15 protein-coding genes are annotated in these 13,448 nt (G+C 69.8%); 7 read left to right on the forward strand and 8 right to left on the reverse strand.

Features of this window, described 5'->3' with window-relative positions; all coding sequences use genetic code 11:
* The first annotated feature begins 66 nt into the window (after positions 1 to 66).
* Positions 67 to 828, forward strand: coding sequence for a hypothetical protein (locus tag KTR66_RS09020; RefSeq protein WP_213612246.1), 762 nt, complete (start codon positions 67 to 69; stop codon positions 826 to 828).
* 123 nt (positions 829 to 951) lie between these two features.
* On the opposite strand, the gene KTR66_RS09025 is transcribed toward KTR66_RS09020, so the two are convergent.
* From KTR66_RS09025 to KTR66_RS09035, 3 genes are all read right to left on the reverse strand, one after another.
* Complete coding sequence (locus KTR66_RS09025) at positions 952 to 1,980, reverse strand: amino acid ABC transporter substrate-binding protein (protein WP_213612247.1); 1,029 nt, start codon at positions 1,978 to 1,980, stop codon at positions 952 to 954.
* Between the two features lie 105 nt (positions 1,981 to 2,085).
* The gene (locus KTR66_RS09030; RefSeq protein WP_213612248.1) at positions 2,086 to 3,126 is read right to left on the reverse strand and encodes an amino acid ABC transporter substrate-binding protein; all 1,041 of its coding nucleotides are present in this window, start codon (positions 3,124 to 3,126) and stop codon (positions 2,086 to 2,088) included.
* Between the two features lie 67 nt (positions 3,127 to 3,193).
* Positions 3,194 to 4,006 carry a phosphate/phosphite/phosphonate ABC transporter substrate-binding protein gene (locus tag KTR66_RS09035; protein WP_213612249.1) on the reverse strand — a complete coding sequence of 271 codons (813 nt, stop codon included), beginning with the start codon at positions 4,004 to 4,006 and terminating at the stop codon, positions 3,194 to 3,196.
* A gap of 106 nt (positions 4,007 to 4,112) precedes the next feature.
* On the opposite strand from KTR66_RS09035, the gene KTR66_RS09040 reads away from it, so the two are divergent.
* From KTR66_RS09040 to KTR66_RS09050, 3 genes are all read left to right on the forward strand, one after another.
* Positions 4,113 to 5,552, forward strand: a complete 1,440-nt coding sequence (locus tag KTR66_RS09040; RefSeq protein ID WP_213612250.1) for an FAD-linked oxidase C-terminal domain-containing protein — start codon at positions 4,113 to 4,115, stop codon at positions 5,550 to 5,552.
* Positions 5,549 to 6,736 (forward strand): FAD-binding protein, encoded by a 1,188-nt coding sequence (locus tag KTR66_RS09045; RefSeq protein ID WP_213612251.1) that lies wholly within the window; start codon positions 5,549 to 5,551, stop codon positions 6,734 to 6,736. The genes KTR66_RS09040 and KTR66_RS09045 overlap by 4 nt, the downstream gene beginning before the upstream one ends.
* 63 nt (positions 6,737 to 6,799) lie before the next feature.
* Positions 6,800 to 7,201, forward strand: a complete 402-nt coding sequence (locus KTR66_RS09050) for a hypothetical protein (RefSeq protein WP_213612252.1) — start codon at positions 6,800 to 6,802, stop codon at positions 7,199 to 7,201.
* Between the two features lie 6 nt (positions 7,202 to 7,207).
* Here KTR66_RS09050 and KTR66_RS09055 read toward each other — a convergent pair whose 3' ends face one another.
* Genes KTR66_RS09055 through KTR66_RS09065 form a run of 3 tightly spaced genes read right to left on the reverse strand, consistent with a single transcriptional unit; the run spans position 7,208 to position 9,214 of the window.
* Entirely contained in the window at positions 7,208 to 8,140 is a 933-nt protein-coding gene (locus tag KTR66_RS09055; protein ID WP_249731968.1) for an alpha/beta fold hydrolase, read from the reverse strand.
* Between the two features lie 7 nt (positions 8,141 to 8,147).
* A complete protein-coding gene (locus KTR66_RS09060) occupies positions 8,148 to 8,546 on the reverse strand; it encodes a ketosteroid isomerase-related protein (RefSeq protein ID WP_213612253.1) in 399 nt (132 codons plus the stop codon).
* Positions 8,543 to 9,214, reverse strand: a complete 672-nt coding sequence (locus KTR66_RS09065; protein WP_213612254.1) for an aspartate/glutamate racemase family protein — start codon at positions 9,212 to 9,214, stop codon at positions 8,543 to 8,545. Before KTR66_RS09065 ends, KTR66_RS09060 begins: the two co-directional genes overlap by 4 nt.
* 69 nt (positions 9,215 to 9,283) lie before the next feature.
* On the opposite strand from KTR66_RS09065, the gene KTR66_RS09070 reads away from it, so the two are divergent.
* The 3 genes from KTR66_RS09070 (at position 9,284) to mtnA (ending at position 11,332) form a co-directional block, all read left to right on the forward strand.
* Positions 9,284 to 9,709 carry a DUF983 domain-containing protein gene (locus tag KTR66_RS09070; RefSeq protein WP_213612255.1) on the forward strand — a complete coding sequence of 142 codons (426 nt, stop codon included), beginning with the start codon at positions 9,284 to 9,286 and terminating at the stop codon, positions 9,707 to 9,709.
* 6 nt (positions 9,710 to 9,715) lie between these two features.
* A complete protein-coding gene (locus tag KTR66_RS09075; RefSeq protein WP_213612256.1) occupies positions 9,716 to 10,186 on the forward strand; it encodes a UPF0262 family protein in 471 nt (156 codons plus the stop codon).
* A gap of 66 nt (positions 10,187 to 10,252) precedes the next feature.
* Complete coding sequence (gene mtnA / locus KTR66_RS09080) at positions 10,253 to 11,332, forward strand: S-methyl-5-thioribose-1-phosphate isomerase (protein WP_213612257.1); 1,080 nt, start codon at positions 10,253 to 10,255, stop codon at positions 11,330 to 11,332.
* A gap of 12 nt (positions 11,333 to 11,344) precedes the next feature.
* On the opposite strand, the gene KTR66_RS09085 is transcribed toward mtnA, so the two are convergent.
* Entirely contained in the window at positions 11,345 to 13,090 is a 1,746-nt protein-coding gene (locus tag KTR66_RS09085; protein WP_213612258.1) for an amidohydrolase, read from the reverse strand.
* Positions 13,091 to 13,225: 135 nt separating this feature from the next.
* The gene (locus KTR66_RS09090) at positions 13,226 to 13,429 is read right to left on the reverse strand and encodes a hypothetical protein (RefSeq protein WP_213612259.1); all 204 of its coding nucleotides are present in this window, start codon (positions 13,427 to 13,429) and stop codon (positions 13,226 to 13,228) included.
* Positions 13,430 to 13,448: the final 19 nt, after the last annotated feature.

The raw sequence follows: 13,448 nt of genomic DNA on the forward strand, positions 1-13,448 counted from the left end.
CTCCCAGGAGGGGAGCATGATCTGCGAGGATTGTGGTCAACCCCGGTTGACCACAATCTGCGCGGCATGACCGAGATCAACCCGCGCGATACGCTCGGCCACCGCTGCCTCATGGGCGTGGTGGCCCCGGCCACCAACACCGCCGTCCAGGCCGAAATGGATGACCTCCGCCTGGAAGGCGTGATCAACGCCCATGCCCGCATCGCCAACCCGGAGCAGCGCGTGGCGGCCGATGCCGATACGCTGGCCGTGCGCGCCGCCATGGTGGGCGGGCTGATGGGCGCGGTGGAGACGCTGGTGCCCTGCCGGCCGGACCACGTCATCCTCGGCGTCATGGTCGAGAATTTCGTGGGCGGGGGCGCCGCCGGCGAAGCCCTGGTGCGCGAGGTGGGCGAGCGCCTGCATTGTGGCGTCACCGACTACACCTCCGCCATCCGCATCGCGCTCGATGCGCTGTTCGGCCGAAAGGTGCGCATCGGCCTGCTCACGCCCTTCCTGCCGGTGGGCGACGCCGCCGCGCGCCGCATCTTCGAGGAGGCTGGGCATGAGGTGGTGCGCCTGATCGGCCTGCGCGCGCCGAGCCCCGCTTCGATCGGCCGCGTGCCGCTGGACCGCATGCGCGCCGCCGTCGCTGACCTGAACGTCGCGGAGGTGGACGCCATCATCCAGGTCGGCACCGGCCTGCCCTTCGCCGGCGTGGCGCGGGCGGCAGAGCGTGAACTGGGCAAGCCGGTGCTGGCCAGCAACCCGGTCAGCTATTGGCGCGCGCTCAGGGCCTGCGGCATCGCGGACGCCATGCCGCAGCATGGGCGCCTCTTCACCCTCTGACGCGAAGCCGCCCGGCCCAACGAAAAACCCCCCCGACCTTGCGGCCGAAGGGGGCTCAGTCCCGGCTTTCGCCGCGAGTGATCCGGCCCTGTGTCGGGGCCGGACCTTATCTCGTCACCCTGGTCATCGCATCGGCAGGGGGTACATCAGCCCGCCATTGGTCCAGAGGTTGTTCGGGCCTCGCGGCAATGCCACGGGCGTATTCTCTCCCATCGTGCGCTCATACAGCTCGCCGTAATTGCCGATGGCGCGCACCACATTGTAGGCCCAGAGCGGATCCAACTTCAATGCCTGGCCCAGCTCCGGCGTCACGCCCAGCAGGCGGCGCGTGTTGGGGTTGGTGCTGGTGCGGCGCATCTGCTCGGCATTGGCCTGGGTCACGCCCTGTTCCTCGGCTTCCAGCAGCGCGGTGGTGTACCAGCGCACCAGCTCGAACCAGTCATCATCGCCGCGGCGGACATAGGCACCGTAGGGCTCCTTGCTGAAACGCTCGGGCAGAACGGTCCATTCGCGCGGGTTCTGCATGGTGGAGCGCACGGCGGCGAGTTGCGAGGCGTCGGAGCCGAAGCTGTCGCAGCGGCCAGCCTGCAGCGCCGCGGCCGCCTGGTCGGTGCGCTCGAAGACCACGGGGCGGAAGGGCACGTTGATGCTGCGGAAGTAATCCGCCGTCACCTGCTCATTCGTCGTGCCCTGGATGAGGCAGATGGTGGCGCCGTTCATCTCGCGCACCTGGCGGACGCCCAGGCTGTTGCGCACCAGGAAGCCGTGGCCATCGTAGAAATAGGTGGTCACGTGGCGCAGGCCGAGCGTCGTGTCGCGCAGCATGGTCTGCGTCGAGGTGCGGAACAGCACGTCGATCTCGCCCGAGCCCAGCGCCGTGAAGCGCGTGGAGGAGGAGAGCGGGACGAAGCGCACCTTGGACGCGTCATTGAAGATGGCGACGGCCAGGCCGCGGCAGAGATCCACATCCAGCCCCTGCCAGGTGCCGCGGCTGTCGGGCAACGCGAAGCCAGCCACACCCGTATGGATGCCGCAGATCAGCGTGCCGCGCGCGCGGATCTGATCCAGCGTCGGGCCGGCCTGGGCTGCCGTTCCCACGAACATCGCACATGCCGCGACCAGCGCGGCTCGGATGGTCCGATCCCACTTCATGCTTTGCCTGCCTCAACCTTGCTTTTCTGAGCAGGATGGTCGGGCGGGACCGCGCCCCGAGTCAACCGATCTGTTGTCGGCGTGACCGCATTGTAATTCCCTTTTTCAGCGAAAGGGCGGCGCGTCATGCAACCCGCCGCGCGTCCAGAGTTCGTTGCTGCCGCGCGGCATGGCGAGCGGCGTATGGGGGCCCAGGTGGCGGGCATAGAGCTCGCCGTAATTGCCGATGGCCTTGATGGCGTTCAGCGCCCAGGCAGGGTCCACGCGCAGCGCCTGGCCCACCTCGGGCACGGCGCCCAACAGGCGGCGGATATTCGCATCCTGCGTGATACGGCGCATTTCATCCGCATTGGCGGCGGTGATGCCCGCCTCCTCCGCCTCGAAGAGGGCGAAGGTGAACCAGCGCACCAGTTCGAACCAGCTTTCGTCGCCGCGCCGGATGACGGCGGTGTAGGGCTCCTTCGAGAAGAGTTGCGGCAGGATGACCCAGGCATTGGGGTCCGGCAGGGAGGAGCGCATGGCGGCGAGGCCCGAGGCATCGAAGCCGAAGGCGTCGCAGCGCCCGGCGGCGAGTGCCGCGCGCACCTGTTCGTTCTGCTCGAAGAGCACGGGGCGGAAGGTCAGGTTCTGGCTGCGGAAATACTCGGCCGTAATCTGCTCATTCGTCGTGCCAGGCTGCAGGCAGATGGTGGCACCGGCGAGGCCCCGCACCTCGCTCACATTCGCGTCGCGCCGGACCATGAAGCCGTGCCCGTCATAGAAATAGGGCTGCACGAAGCGCAGGCCGAGCGTCGTGTCGCGCAGCACGGTCTGCGTGCTGGTGAGGAAGAGCAGGTCCACCTCGCCCGCGCCGAGCGCGGTGAAGCGCGTGGCGAAGGAGAGCGGCACGAAGCGCAGCTTGGTCGCATCGCCGAAGATGGCCGCCGCCAGCCCACGGCAGAGATCGGCCACCAAGCCGCGATACTCGCCCCGGCTGTCCACCGTGGTGAAGCCGGGCGTATTGGCGTTCACGCCGCAGGCCAGCGTGCCGCGGGCACGCACCTGCTCCAAGGTATGGGCGGTGGGCGGCGCCGTCTGGGCCGCGGCGGCGAGCGGGAGCCCGAGCATGGCCCAGAGGGCCAGCAGGGGCGGGGCGATGCGGCGCATGGATCTTCCTCCAACCTTTTGGGGAAAGGCTGCGCCCGCCCACCATTGCGGTCAAGGAACATTCCGTTCAGCGAAATTCCGGATAGCCCAGCGCGGCCGCCTCCGCTTCGTGGCGGATCTGCTCCGGGTAGTCGGCCACCTCCGGCGGCAGGATCTCCGCCATCATCAGCCCCGCCCGCGCCTCTGCCCAGCGCGCATCGCGCCCGACGCGCAGCAGCGCCGCCTTCAGCGCGGCCACGATCGGCTCCGGCGTGGTGATGGCGGTCACGAAGGGGATGGCGGGCGTGCTGGGCGTGGGCGCCAGGATGCGCGTTGTCTCCCGCACCCAGGGCCGGTGCCGCGCCATGAACGCATAGGTCACATTGTCCACGCAGGTCGCATCCGCCTCGCCCTTGGCCACGCGCTCCACATTGGCGGGGTGGCTGTGCGTCTCGCGGATGGAGGCGAAGAAAGGGGCGCGGGCACCGATGCGCGCGAGCGCGAGGCGCGGCAGGTTCATCCCCGAATTGGAATGCGGGCTGTTGAAGACGAAATCCGCCCCCTTGAGGTCCGCCAGCCTCTGGTAGGGCGCATCGGCGCGCACGATGAAGACCGCCGCATGCCGCCCCGGCGCGCAATGCTCCACCGCATAGGTCGGCACGCCGAGCAGCCGCGCCTGCCCCCGGAAGATGGTCTGCAACGGATAGCCGCAGACCTGGGTGAAGAGGTTTTCGGCCTCGATCGCGCCGGGCACGGGCGGGCGGTCGAAGCTCAGCTCCGCCGGCAGATGGGTCATGCCTTCCGCCCCCAGTTCGGCCCGCAGCGCGGCCCAGAAGGCGGTGTTCTCGGCCCGCATCTCGGGCAGGTTGTACATGGGCAGGCTGGCGCGCCAGGTCGGCATGCGGGGCTCCGGGCGAGAGGGCTGGAAAGCATGCGGGCCGGACCGCTTGCGGGAAAGCCCCCCCGACGACATGTTGCAGGCCGGATTCACCCGCGGACCGCGCCCCATGATCAGCCTTCCTGCCCCCAAGCCCGAGATCCTCGCGCGGCGCGAGACGATCCTGGCCGACCTCCGCCGCCTGCTCCCCGCCGATGCGGTGATCGGCGAGGAGATCCGCATGAAGCCCTATGAGACGGATGGGCTCGCCGCCTATCGCCAGATGCCGCTCGCCGTGACCCTGCCGCGCACGACGGAGGAGGTGGCGCAGGTGCTGCGCTATTGCCACGCGAACGGCATCCGCGTGGTGCCGCGCGGCGCGGGCACATCGCTCGCCGGCGGCGCGCTGCCGCTGGCGGACGCCGTGGTGGTGGGGCTGATGCGGATGAACCGCATCAAGGAGATCAACCTGGACGACCGCTACGCGGTGGTCGAAGCCGGCGTGACCAATATCGGCATCACCAAGGCGGTGGAGGGCGATGGCTTCTTCTACGCGCCCGACCCCTCGAGCCAGCTCGCCTGCATGATCGGCGGCAATGTGATGATGAACAGCGGCGGCGCGCATTGCCTGAAATACGGCGTGACCGCGAACAACCTGCTGGGCGTCACCTTCGTCACCATCGAGGGCGAGGTGCTGGAGATCGGCGGCAACCACCTGGATGCGGCCGGCTATGACTGGCTCGGCCTCATCACCGGCAGCGAGGGGCAGCTCGGCATGGTCACCGACGTGACCGTGCGCATCCTGCGCGGCCCGGAGGGCGCCCGCGCCATGCTGGCCGCCTTCGATTCCGTCGAGGTCGCCGGCGCCGCGGTGGATGCCATCATCGGCTCGGGCATCATCCCGGTCGCGCTCGAATTCATGGACAAGCCCTGCATCCATGCCTGCGAGGCCTTCGCCCATGCCGGCTATCCGCTGGATGCCGAGGCCATGCTCATCATCGAGGTCGAGGGCAGCAATGCCGAGCAGGACATGCTGTTGGGCAAGATCCGCGACATCTGCGCCCGCTTCAACCCGATCAGCATGAAGCTCGCCGAAAGCGCCGAGCAGTCGCTCGCCATCTGGAAGGGCCGCAAGGGCGCCTTCGGGGCGGTGGGCCGCATCAGCCCCGATTATCTCTGCATGGACGGCACCATCCCGACGGGCGAGCTGCCGCACGTGCTCAAGCGCATCGGCGAGATGAGCACGCAATACGGGCTGGGCGTCGCCAACGTCTTCCACGCGGGCGACGGCAACCTGCACCCGCTCATCATGTTCGACGCGAATGACCCGGTGAGCTTCCGCAAGGCCGAGGAATTCGGCGCCGACATCCTCAAGCTCTGCGTCGAGGTGGGCGGCTGCCTGACCGGCGAGCATGGCGTGGGCGTGGAAAAGCGCGACCTGATGACCGCGCAATTCACGACGCGCGAGCTGGACCTGCAGCGCGCCATCAAGACCGCCTTCGACGCCGACTGGCTGCTGAACACGGCCAAGGTCTTCCCTCTGGCCGACAACCCGAAGCTCGCGGCATGAGCCTCCTGCTGCCCGAAACGGAAGAAGCGCTGGCCGCCGAGATCGCCCGCGCCCATGCGGCGCGCGAGCCGCTCGGCATCGAAGGCCGCGGCACCAAGCGCGCCATGCTGCGGCCGGTGCAGGCCGCGCGCACCCTCTCCACCCGCAACCTCACCGGCATCACGCTCTACCGCCCGACGGAGCTGATGATCCGCGCCCGCGCCGGCACGCCCATCCCCGAGATCGAGGCCGCGCTCGCCGAGAACAACCAGCAGATCATCGCGGAGCCGCCTGACCTCTCCGCCATGTTCGGCGCGAGCGAGGCCGCGACCTTGGGCGGCGTCGTCTCCACCAATCTCTCGGGGCCGCGCCGCATCATGTGGGGCGCGATGCGCGACCATGTGCTGGGCATCCGCGCCGTGACCGGCGAGGGCGAGGTCTTCCGCTCCGGCGGGCGCGTGCTGAAGAACGTGACCGGCCTCGATCTCTGCAAGCTGCTCACCGGCGCGCATGGCACGCTGGGCGTGCTGACCGAGGTGACGCTGAAGGTCCTGCCCCGCGCCGAGGCCACCGGCACGCTCGCCATCCGCGTGCCGGACGCGGCGCGCGGCGTGGCGGCGCTGAGTGCGGCGCTCGGCTCGCCCTATGGCGTGAGCGGCGCGGCCCTGCTGATGGACGGCCACGCGCCCATGGGCCTCACCGGGACCGTCGCCCTGGCCCGCATCGAGGATTTCCGCGAGAGCGTGACCTACCGCATGGGCAAGCTGCGCGAGGAGTTGGCCGAACTGGGCGAGGCCACGCTGCTCGACACCGCGGCCTCCCACAGCCTCTGGCGCGCGGTGCGCGATGCCGAACCGCTGGGGGCCACGCCCGATGAGGCGATCTGGCGCATCTCCGTCGCCCCCTCCGCCGCGCCGCGCGCCGTCATCGCGCTGCGTGCCGCCTTCGACGCCAAGCTGCTTCTCGATTGGGGCGGCGGGCTGATCTGGGTGGCGGGCCCCGCCACTGAACACGCGCATGGCGCGGTGATGCAGGCCGCGGCCGGCGGGCGCGGCAGCTTCACCCTGTTCCGTGCCCCCGCTTCCCTGGCCGCCACCGTGCCCGTCCTGCCGGAGGAGCCGCCGCCGCTCGCCGCGATCGCGCGGCGCGTGAAGGCGACGCTGGACCCGCATGGGCTGCTCAATCCGGGCCGAATGCGCGCCTGACGCTCTTGCCAAGAGCGTCCCGGTGTGGTGACGGACATCCGACCTCACCACTCGGAGATAAGCGTGACGATCTGGATCCCCGTCGGCCTCCTGGGCGCCTCCCTCGTCCTGGCCGAGACGCGCAAGCTCACCGGCCGGCAGGGCGGCTGGATGGGCATCGCCCTGCCGCTGGTCTTCGCCGGCTCCGCCCTCTGGCTGCTCGGCCATCTTTTCCTGACGGTGGACATGCTGGCCGCGGCCGAGAGCGCGCGCGACGGGCTGATCGCCTTCAATGCCGAGCATGCCAGCCTGATCACCGTGATCCTGGCGGTGCTGGGCTTCGGCCTCGGCTTCTCCGGCGGGGGTCGGGCGGCGGGTCAGATCGCGCTGGCGGATCCCGATGGGCCCATGCCCAACATCTTCCTGCCCGTGCTGACCGCGCTGGTCGGCTTCGCGCTGGTGATGACGGCCTATTTCCGGATCTGAGCCGCGTCAGGGTGCGGCGAGAAACTCTCGCAGCACCCGCGCCACCTCGGCGGGGGTTTCCTCCATCGGCACATGGCCGATGCCGGGCAGCACCACCAGCCGGGCATCGGGCAGCGCGCGCAGATAATCCTGCGCGTTCGTCACCGGCACCATCGCATCCCGGTCCCCCCAGAGCAGCAGAACCGGCACCGGGATGCGCGCCAGCAGCGGCTCAGGCGGCCGCAGCACATGCTGGCCCATCCGGTCCAGGATCGCCTGGCGCACGCCTGGCGCCAGCATCATGTCGCGGTAGCGCTCGAAGAGCGCCTCCGTCATCACAGCCGGGTCGCCATAGGCCGGCCGCAGCGAGCCGCGCAGCATCCCCTCGGGCAAGGTATAGGGCAGCACGCGCATCAGCGCCGACACGCGCGGCGGCTGGTCATAGGCGATGCCGGGGCTGGCGAAGCCATCCGGCGCCATCAGCACCAGCCGCGTGACGCGGTCAGGATGCGCGGCCGCGAAGCTCCAGGCGATGCGCCCGCCCATGGAGGAGCCCACCAGCGCCGCCCGCTCCAGCCCCAGCCGCGCCATCAAGGCCAGGATCACCGCATGGCTGCGCGCATCGCTGTAATCGCCCGTCGCATCCGGCCCGGTCAGGCCGAAGCCGGGCAGGTCGAGCCGGATCACGCGGAAGTCGCGCTCCAGCCCACCCGCCACCTCCTCCCAGGTGTGCAGCGAGGAACCGAAGCCGTGCAGGAAGAGCACCGATGGCGCCGCGCGCGGCCCGGTGTCGCGGATATGCAGCCGGACGCCGTTCAGCTCCAGGAATTGGGAGGGAGCCGCGGCGTAGCGCGCCTCGAGCTCGGCACGCGGCTTGTCCGGCGTGTAGAGCCACCAGACGGCGAAGATGAGCAGCAGCGGCAGCGCCGCAAGCACATAGACCATCACGCGGCGGAACATGGGGCGCTCAGCCGCCCACCTGCCGCAGCCAGTCCTGCAGGTTGTAGTAGTTCGTCACCCGCGCAATGCGCCCGCCCTGGATCTCGAAGAAGGCGCCCACAGGCAGGACGTAACCCTGCCCCCGCGCCGGCGGCAGCCCCTCATCCGCCACGAGGTAGGTGCCATGGATCACGAATTCGGCCGCCCCGCGCGTGCCGTCGGGGCTGACCATCACGACAAGGTCTTCCACCCGCTCGCGATAGCAGCGCTCCATGCGCGCGAGGAAGGCGGCGAAGGCCGCGCGGCCCACTTCCCGCCCGCCCTGGTTCACGTCATGCGCCACATCCTCGGTGAGGCAGGCCAGCATGCCCTCCCAGTCACCGGCATTGAAGGCGGCGTAGTAGCGCCGCAGCAGATCGGCGCTCACGCGGACAGCAGCGCCGGCATGCGCGCACCCACCACGGCGAGCATCGCGGCGGCCGCCCCCGCTTGGCAGGGCTCCACCACCGGCAGGCCGCTCGCTTCCATGGTCACGCCGACATGGCCCGCCATGCCGGCGCAGCCCAGCACGATCACCTCCGCGCCCTGGTCCGCCAGCTGCCGCGCCGCCTGGGCGATGCGCGCCTGCGGCGCCACAGGGTCGGTCAGCACATGCATGGGCAGGTTCAGCGGAATCCAGCCGGCCATGTTGCCCTCCACGCCCATGGATTGCAGGGCGCGGCGCTGGCGCGGCAGCGACTTTTCCGTGAAGCCGATGATGCCGAAGCGCTCCGCCCGCGTCAGCGCCGCCGCCACCGCCGAGCGGAACATGCCCACCACCGGCTTGTCCGTGACGCCCCGCGCCGCCTCCAGCCCCGGATCGCTGACGCAACCGATGACATAGGCCTCGGCCGGCTCCGCCTCGATCCGGCAACACAGCGGCTCGGCCACGCCGAACCAGTCCCGCCAGGTGACGATGGCGGGCGGCCCCTCGTCCAGCTGCGTCACCTCGATCCGCGGCAGGCCCGGCCCGGCGAAGGGCGCCACCGCCTCGCGGATGCCCGCCGTGCAGGCCTGGCTGGAGTTGGGATTGATGATCAGGATTCTGCCATGCATGCGACCAGCATGGCAGGAACCGGTTTTTCTTGCCACACTGCCCGCGAACCTTCATTTGTGCGGTGCACCATGCCCGAAGCAGCCCCCCCCACCCTCTGGCAACCGGACCGCCCGGCCCCCGAAGCGGCCGCGGCCCTGCCGCCGCTGCGCGTCTCGCTCTGGCGCGGCGCCCGGAACCGCTGCCCGGTCTGCGGCGAGGGGCATGTCTTCCAGGGCTATCTGCGTGTCGCCAAGGAGTGCGAGGTCTGCCACGCGCCGCTCGGCAAGCTGCGCGCCGATGACGCGCCGCCCTATTTCACCATCTTTCTGGTCGGCCACCTCCTGATCCCGCCCGTGCTCTGGATCGAGAAGGCCTATGCGCCGGAGATGTGGATCCAGATGGCCGTCTGGATTCCGACCTTCGCCATCGCCACCACCCTGCTGCTGCGCCCCGTGAAGGGCGCCACCGTGGGCCTGATGAGCCGCTTCGGCTTCGGCAACGACACCACCGGCTGACCCCCTGTGCCTGACCGCCACCTGATCCGCATCGAGTTGCCCGAGGCGCCGCCCCCGCCCTCCGCCTATGCCGAGGCGGACCGGCGCCAGGCCATCGAGGATCTGCTGCGCGGCAACCGCTTCGACCCCGAGGGCCTGGGCCCCGGCCCCTTCGCGCTCCATCTGATGGTGCGCGAAGGCCGCCTCATCCTCGACATCCGCGACAAGGACGACGCGCCTTTGCGCGCCATCATCCTCGTCCTCGGCCCCTTCCGCCGCCTCATCAAGGACTATCTGATGCTGGTGGAAAACCACGAGGAAGCGGTGACCACCGGTGCCATGGATGCCCGCGTCCAGGCGATCGACATGGGCCGGCGCGGACTGCACAACGAGGCGGCGGAGCTGCTGACCACGCGGCTGGAAGGCCGCATCGCGGTGGATTTCGAGACGGCGCGCAGGCTGTTCACACTGATCGCGGCCTTGCATCAGCGAGTTTGAGGGGCTTTGCCCCTCACCCCAGCAGGAACCTCAGGTTCCTGCACCTCCGGACCGTAGAGACCAAGCATGAAAATCAACGGAATCGCCTATCGCAGCGTCTGGCTCGATGACGACCAATGGTCGGTCCGCATCTTCGACCAGACCAAGCTGCCCTGGATCGTCGAACAGATCCGCCTCACCACCTGGCAGGAGGCGGCGCACGCCATCCGCTCCATGCAGGTGCGCGGCGCGCCCCTCATCGGCGCCGTCGCCGCCTATGGCGTCGCACTCGCCATGCGCACGGACCCCGCGAATCTCGACCCGGTGCTGGAGGCGTTGAACGAAACCCGCCCCACCGCCATCAACCTCCGCTGGGCGCTCGACCGGCAGCGCGCGAAACTGCACAACCTCCCCGCCGAGCAGCGCGCCGCCGTCGCCTATGCCGAGGCCGCGCACATCGCCGATGACGATGCCGAGACCTGCCGCCGCATCGGCGAGAACGGCCTGCCTTTGCTGCAGGAGATCGCGGCGAAAAAGGGCCGCGTGAATGTGCTCACCCATTGCAATGCCGGCTGGCTCGCCACCGTGGATTGGGGCACGGCGCTGGCCCCCATCTACATGGCGCATGATGCGGGGCTCGACGTGCATGTCTGGGTGGATGAGACCCGCCCGCGCAACCAGGGCGCGGCGCTGACCGCCTTCGAGCTCGGCGCGCATGGCGTGAAGCACACGGTGATCGCCGACAATGCCGGCGGCCACTACATGCAGCATGGCGAGGTGGACATCGTCATCGTCGGCACCGACCGCGTGACGCGCACGGGCGATGTGGCGAACAAGATCGGCACCTATCTCAAGGCGCTCGCCGCGCATGACAATGGCGTGCCCTTCTGGGTGGCGCTGCCGCATTCGACGCTCGACATGCGCGTGCGCGACGGTGTTTCCGAAATCCCGATCGAGGAGCGCAGCGGCGCCGAGGTCACCGACATGACCGGCCGCACCGCGGATGGCCGCATCGAGACGGTGCGCGTCGTCGCCGGCGGCAGCGCGGCGGCGAACCCCGCCTTCGACGTGACGCCCGCGCGCCTCGTCACCGGCCTGATCACCGAGCGCGGCCGCTGCGCGGCGAACGAGGCCGCGCTGCTGGCGATGTACCCCGAGAAGGCGTGAACCGCCCTCGGCTCAAGCCCCGAACTTGGCCACGCCCGAGACCCAGGTCTGGCTGACCTTGATGTCCATGATCGTGTTCGGGTCCACGCTGTAGGGGTTGCGCTCGAGGATGGTGAGGTCCGCCTCCTTGCCGCGCTCCAGCGTGCCCAGGCGATGCGCCTGGCCGATCTGCCCCGCGGCGTGGATGGTGACGGCCTTCAGCGCATCATCCAGCGAGATCGCCTGCTCGGGGCCCACGATGCTGCCATCCACGCTGCATTTGCGCGTGACCGCCGTCTGGATCAGTTGCAGCCCGCCGATATTGGAGCAGGGTGCATCCGTGTGCAGGGTGAAGGGCATGCCGGCGCGGACGAAATCCCCGGCGCTGTCGGCGCGCGCCGCGCGCTCGGGGCCGAAGAGCGTGTCGCGATAGGCGGCGCCGTAGAAATAGATGTGGTTCATCAGGAAGCTCGGCTGCACGCCGAGGCGCTTCATGCGTTCGATCTGATCGGGCCGCGTGATGGTGCAATGCTCGATGCGGTTCACGCCGGTGGCCGGGTTGGCGCCATAGGCGGCCTCGATGGCGTCGAGCGCCAGGTCGATGGTCGCATCGCCGTTGCAATGCACCAGCACGGGCCAGCCATTGGCCTTCACCTCCGCCACCATGCGATGCATGTCGGCCGCGTTGAAGTTCGGGTAGCCCTTGCTCGTCCCGCCCAGGTAAGGCTGCGTCTGGTCCGCCGATTTCGTCTGGTTCGAGCCGTCGCCCACGATCTTGATGCCGTAGATCGTCAGCGGCGAATTCGGGATCTGCGTCGCCTGCGCGCCGTAGCCGTACTGCTTATAGGCATCGCCCAGCGCCATCGCCTCGAACATCAGGCTGGTGCTGGCGCGGCACATCGCCTCGGACGCGATGCGCGCATAGCCCTGCAGCATGGCGGCATCGCCGATGACGCCCGCCTCGTGCACGGTGGTGTTGCCGGCCGCCGCATTGGTGCGGAACCAGTTGAGCGCCGCCTGCGCGACGAAGGCCGGCGTGATGGGCGGCATGGCGACGGCGAATTTCCGGAGCGCCGATTCCTCGAAGATGGTGCCGTCCAGCTTGCCATCGGGGCCCCGGCCGAAGCGCCCGCCACCAGGCAGCGGGCCGATATCGTCGGGGATGTTGGCGGCGCGGAAGGCGGCGCTGTTGGCCGCCGCGTCATGCATGTTGATGTAGTAGACGAGGATGGGATGCTGCGTGGAGACGGTGTCCAGCTCCGCCATCGAGAAGTCGCCGCCCTGGAGCAGATTGTCGAAATTGCACCAGAGCAGCCATTGCCCGGGCTGAGTGCGCGCCGCCTTGGCCCGCATCGCCGCCATCACCTCGGCCCGCGTGCGATAGGTCTTGTAGCCGAGATCGTCGAAGACGGCGGTGATCAGCCCGCCGGTCAGGCTGTGCTGGTGGGGATCGATGAAGCCCGGCAGCAAGGTGCGGCCGGCGAGGTCCACGATGCGCGTGTTGGGCCCGCGCAGCGCCATCACATCGGCGTCGCTGCCGGCCAGCATCACCTTGCCCCGGGCGATGGCCAGCGCCTGCGCGGGCGCCAGGCGCCCCGGCGCCGGCAGCACCGCGCCGCCGCGGAAGATGGTCTCGGCCTGGCCGCTCTGGGCGCGGGCGGGGCTGCCCGCCACGGCGGTGGCGGCGGTGACGGCCGAGGCGGCGAGCAGGCCGCGCCGCGTCGGGCCCCGGCCCAGCGTGAACTTGCCGAAGATATTGGCGACGCATCCGTTGCACATGGCTTTCCCCTCCGCCGGTTCTCCGGCCAGGAAAGCCTATGCCCTCGCAGGCTCGAAGCAAGCAGAATGAACGCTGGGCTGCGCTGCCGTTTCACCGCGCGCGCCTTGCGCGATCGCAATGACAGGGGCCGCGTCTCAGCCCATGTGACGGGTTGCGTCGCGCCCGCGCTCCAGCCCGTAAAGGCCAAGCACCAGGCAAAGCCCGCCCAGCGCGGCCGCCAGCGCCGCAAAGCCCGGCGCGACCCGCCCCGGCGCCAGCCCATCGGTGAGCAGCACGGCAACGACGGCCAGGATGAGGACGAGGCCGAAAAGGACGAAGCTGAACCCGACGCGCTGCATGGCGATGATCTCCTGAGCG

The organism is Roseococcus sp. SDR (assembly GCF_019083995.1).
Classification (GTDB): Bacteria; Pseudomonadota; Alphaproteobacteria; order Acetobacterales; family Acetobacteraceae; genus Roseococcus.

Bases quoted from the DNA above. Each gene is read 5' to 3' on its own strand.
- KTR66_RS09020 (WP_213612246.1), top strand. From the start codon at position 67: ATGACCGAGATCAACCCGCGCGATACGCTCGGCCACCGCTGCCTCATG.
- KTR66_RS09025 (WP_213612247.1), bottom strand. From the start codon at position 1,980: ATGAAGTGGGATCGGACCATCCGAGCCGCGCTGGTCGCGGCATGTGCG.
- KTR66_RS09030 (WP_213612248.1), bottom strand. From the start codon at position 3,126: ATGCGCCGCATCGCCCCGCCCCTGCTGGCCCTCTGGGCCATGCTCGGG.
- KTR66_RS09035 (WP_213612249.1), bottom strand. From the start codon at position 4,006: ATGCCGACCTGGCGCGCCAGCCTGCCCATGTACAACCTGCCCGAGATG.
- KTR66_RS09040 (WP_213612250.1), top strand. From the start codon at position 4,113: ATGATCAGCCTTCCTGCCCCCAAGCCCGAGATCCTCGCGCGGCGCGAG.
- KTR66_RS09045 (WP_213612251.1), top strand. From the start codon at position 5,549: ATGAGCCTCCTGCTGCCCGAAACGGAAGAAGCGCTGGCCGCCGAGATC.
- KTR66_RS09055 (WP_249731968.1), bottom strand. From the start codon at position 8,140: ATGTTCCGCCGCGTGATGGTCTATGTGCTTGCGGCGCTGCCGCTGCTG.
- KTR66_RS09065 (WP_213612254.1), bottom strand. From the start codon at position 9,214: ATGCATGGCAGAATCCTGATCATCAATCCCAACTCCAGCCAGGCCTGC.
- KTR66_RS09070 (WP_213612255.1), top strand. From the start codon at position 9,284: ATGCCCGAAGCAGCCCCCCCCACCCTCTGGCAACCGGACCGCCCGGCC.
- mtnA (WP_213612257.1), top strand. From the start codon at position 10,253: ATGAAAATCAACGGAATCGCCTATCGCAGCGTCTGGCTCGATGACGAC.
- KTR66_RS09085 (WP_213612258.1), bottom strand. From the start codon at position 13,090: ATGTGCAACGGATGCGTCGCCAATATCTTCGGCAAGTTCACGCTGGGC.
- KTR66_RS09090 (WP_213612259.1), bottom strand. From the start codon at position 13,429: ATGCAGCGCGTCGGGTTCAGCTTCGTCCTTTTCGGCCTCGTCCTCATC.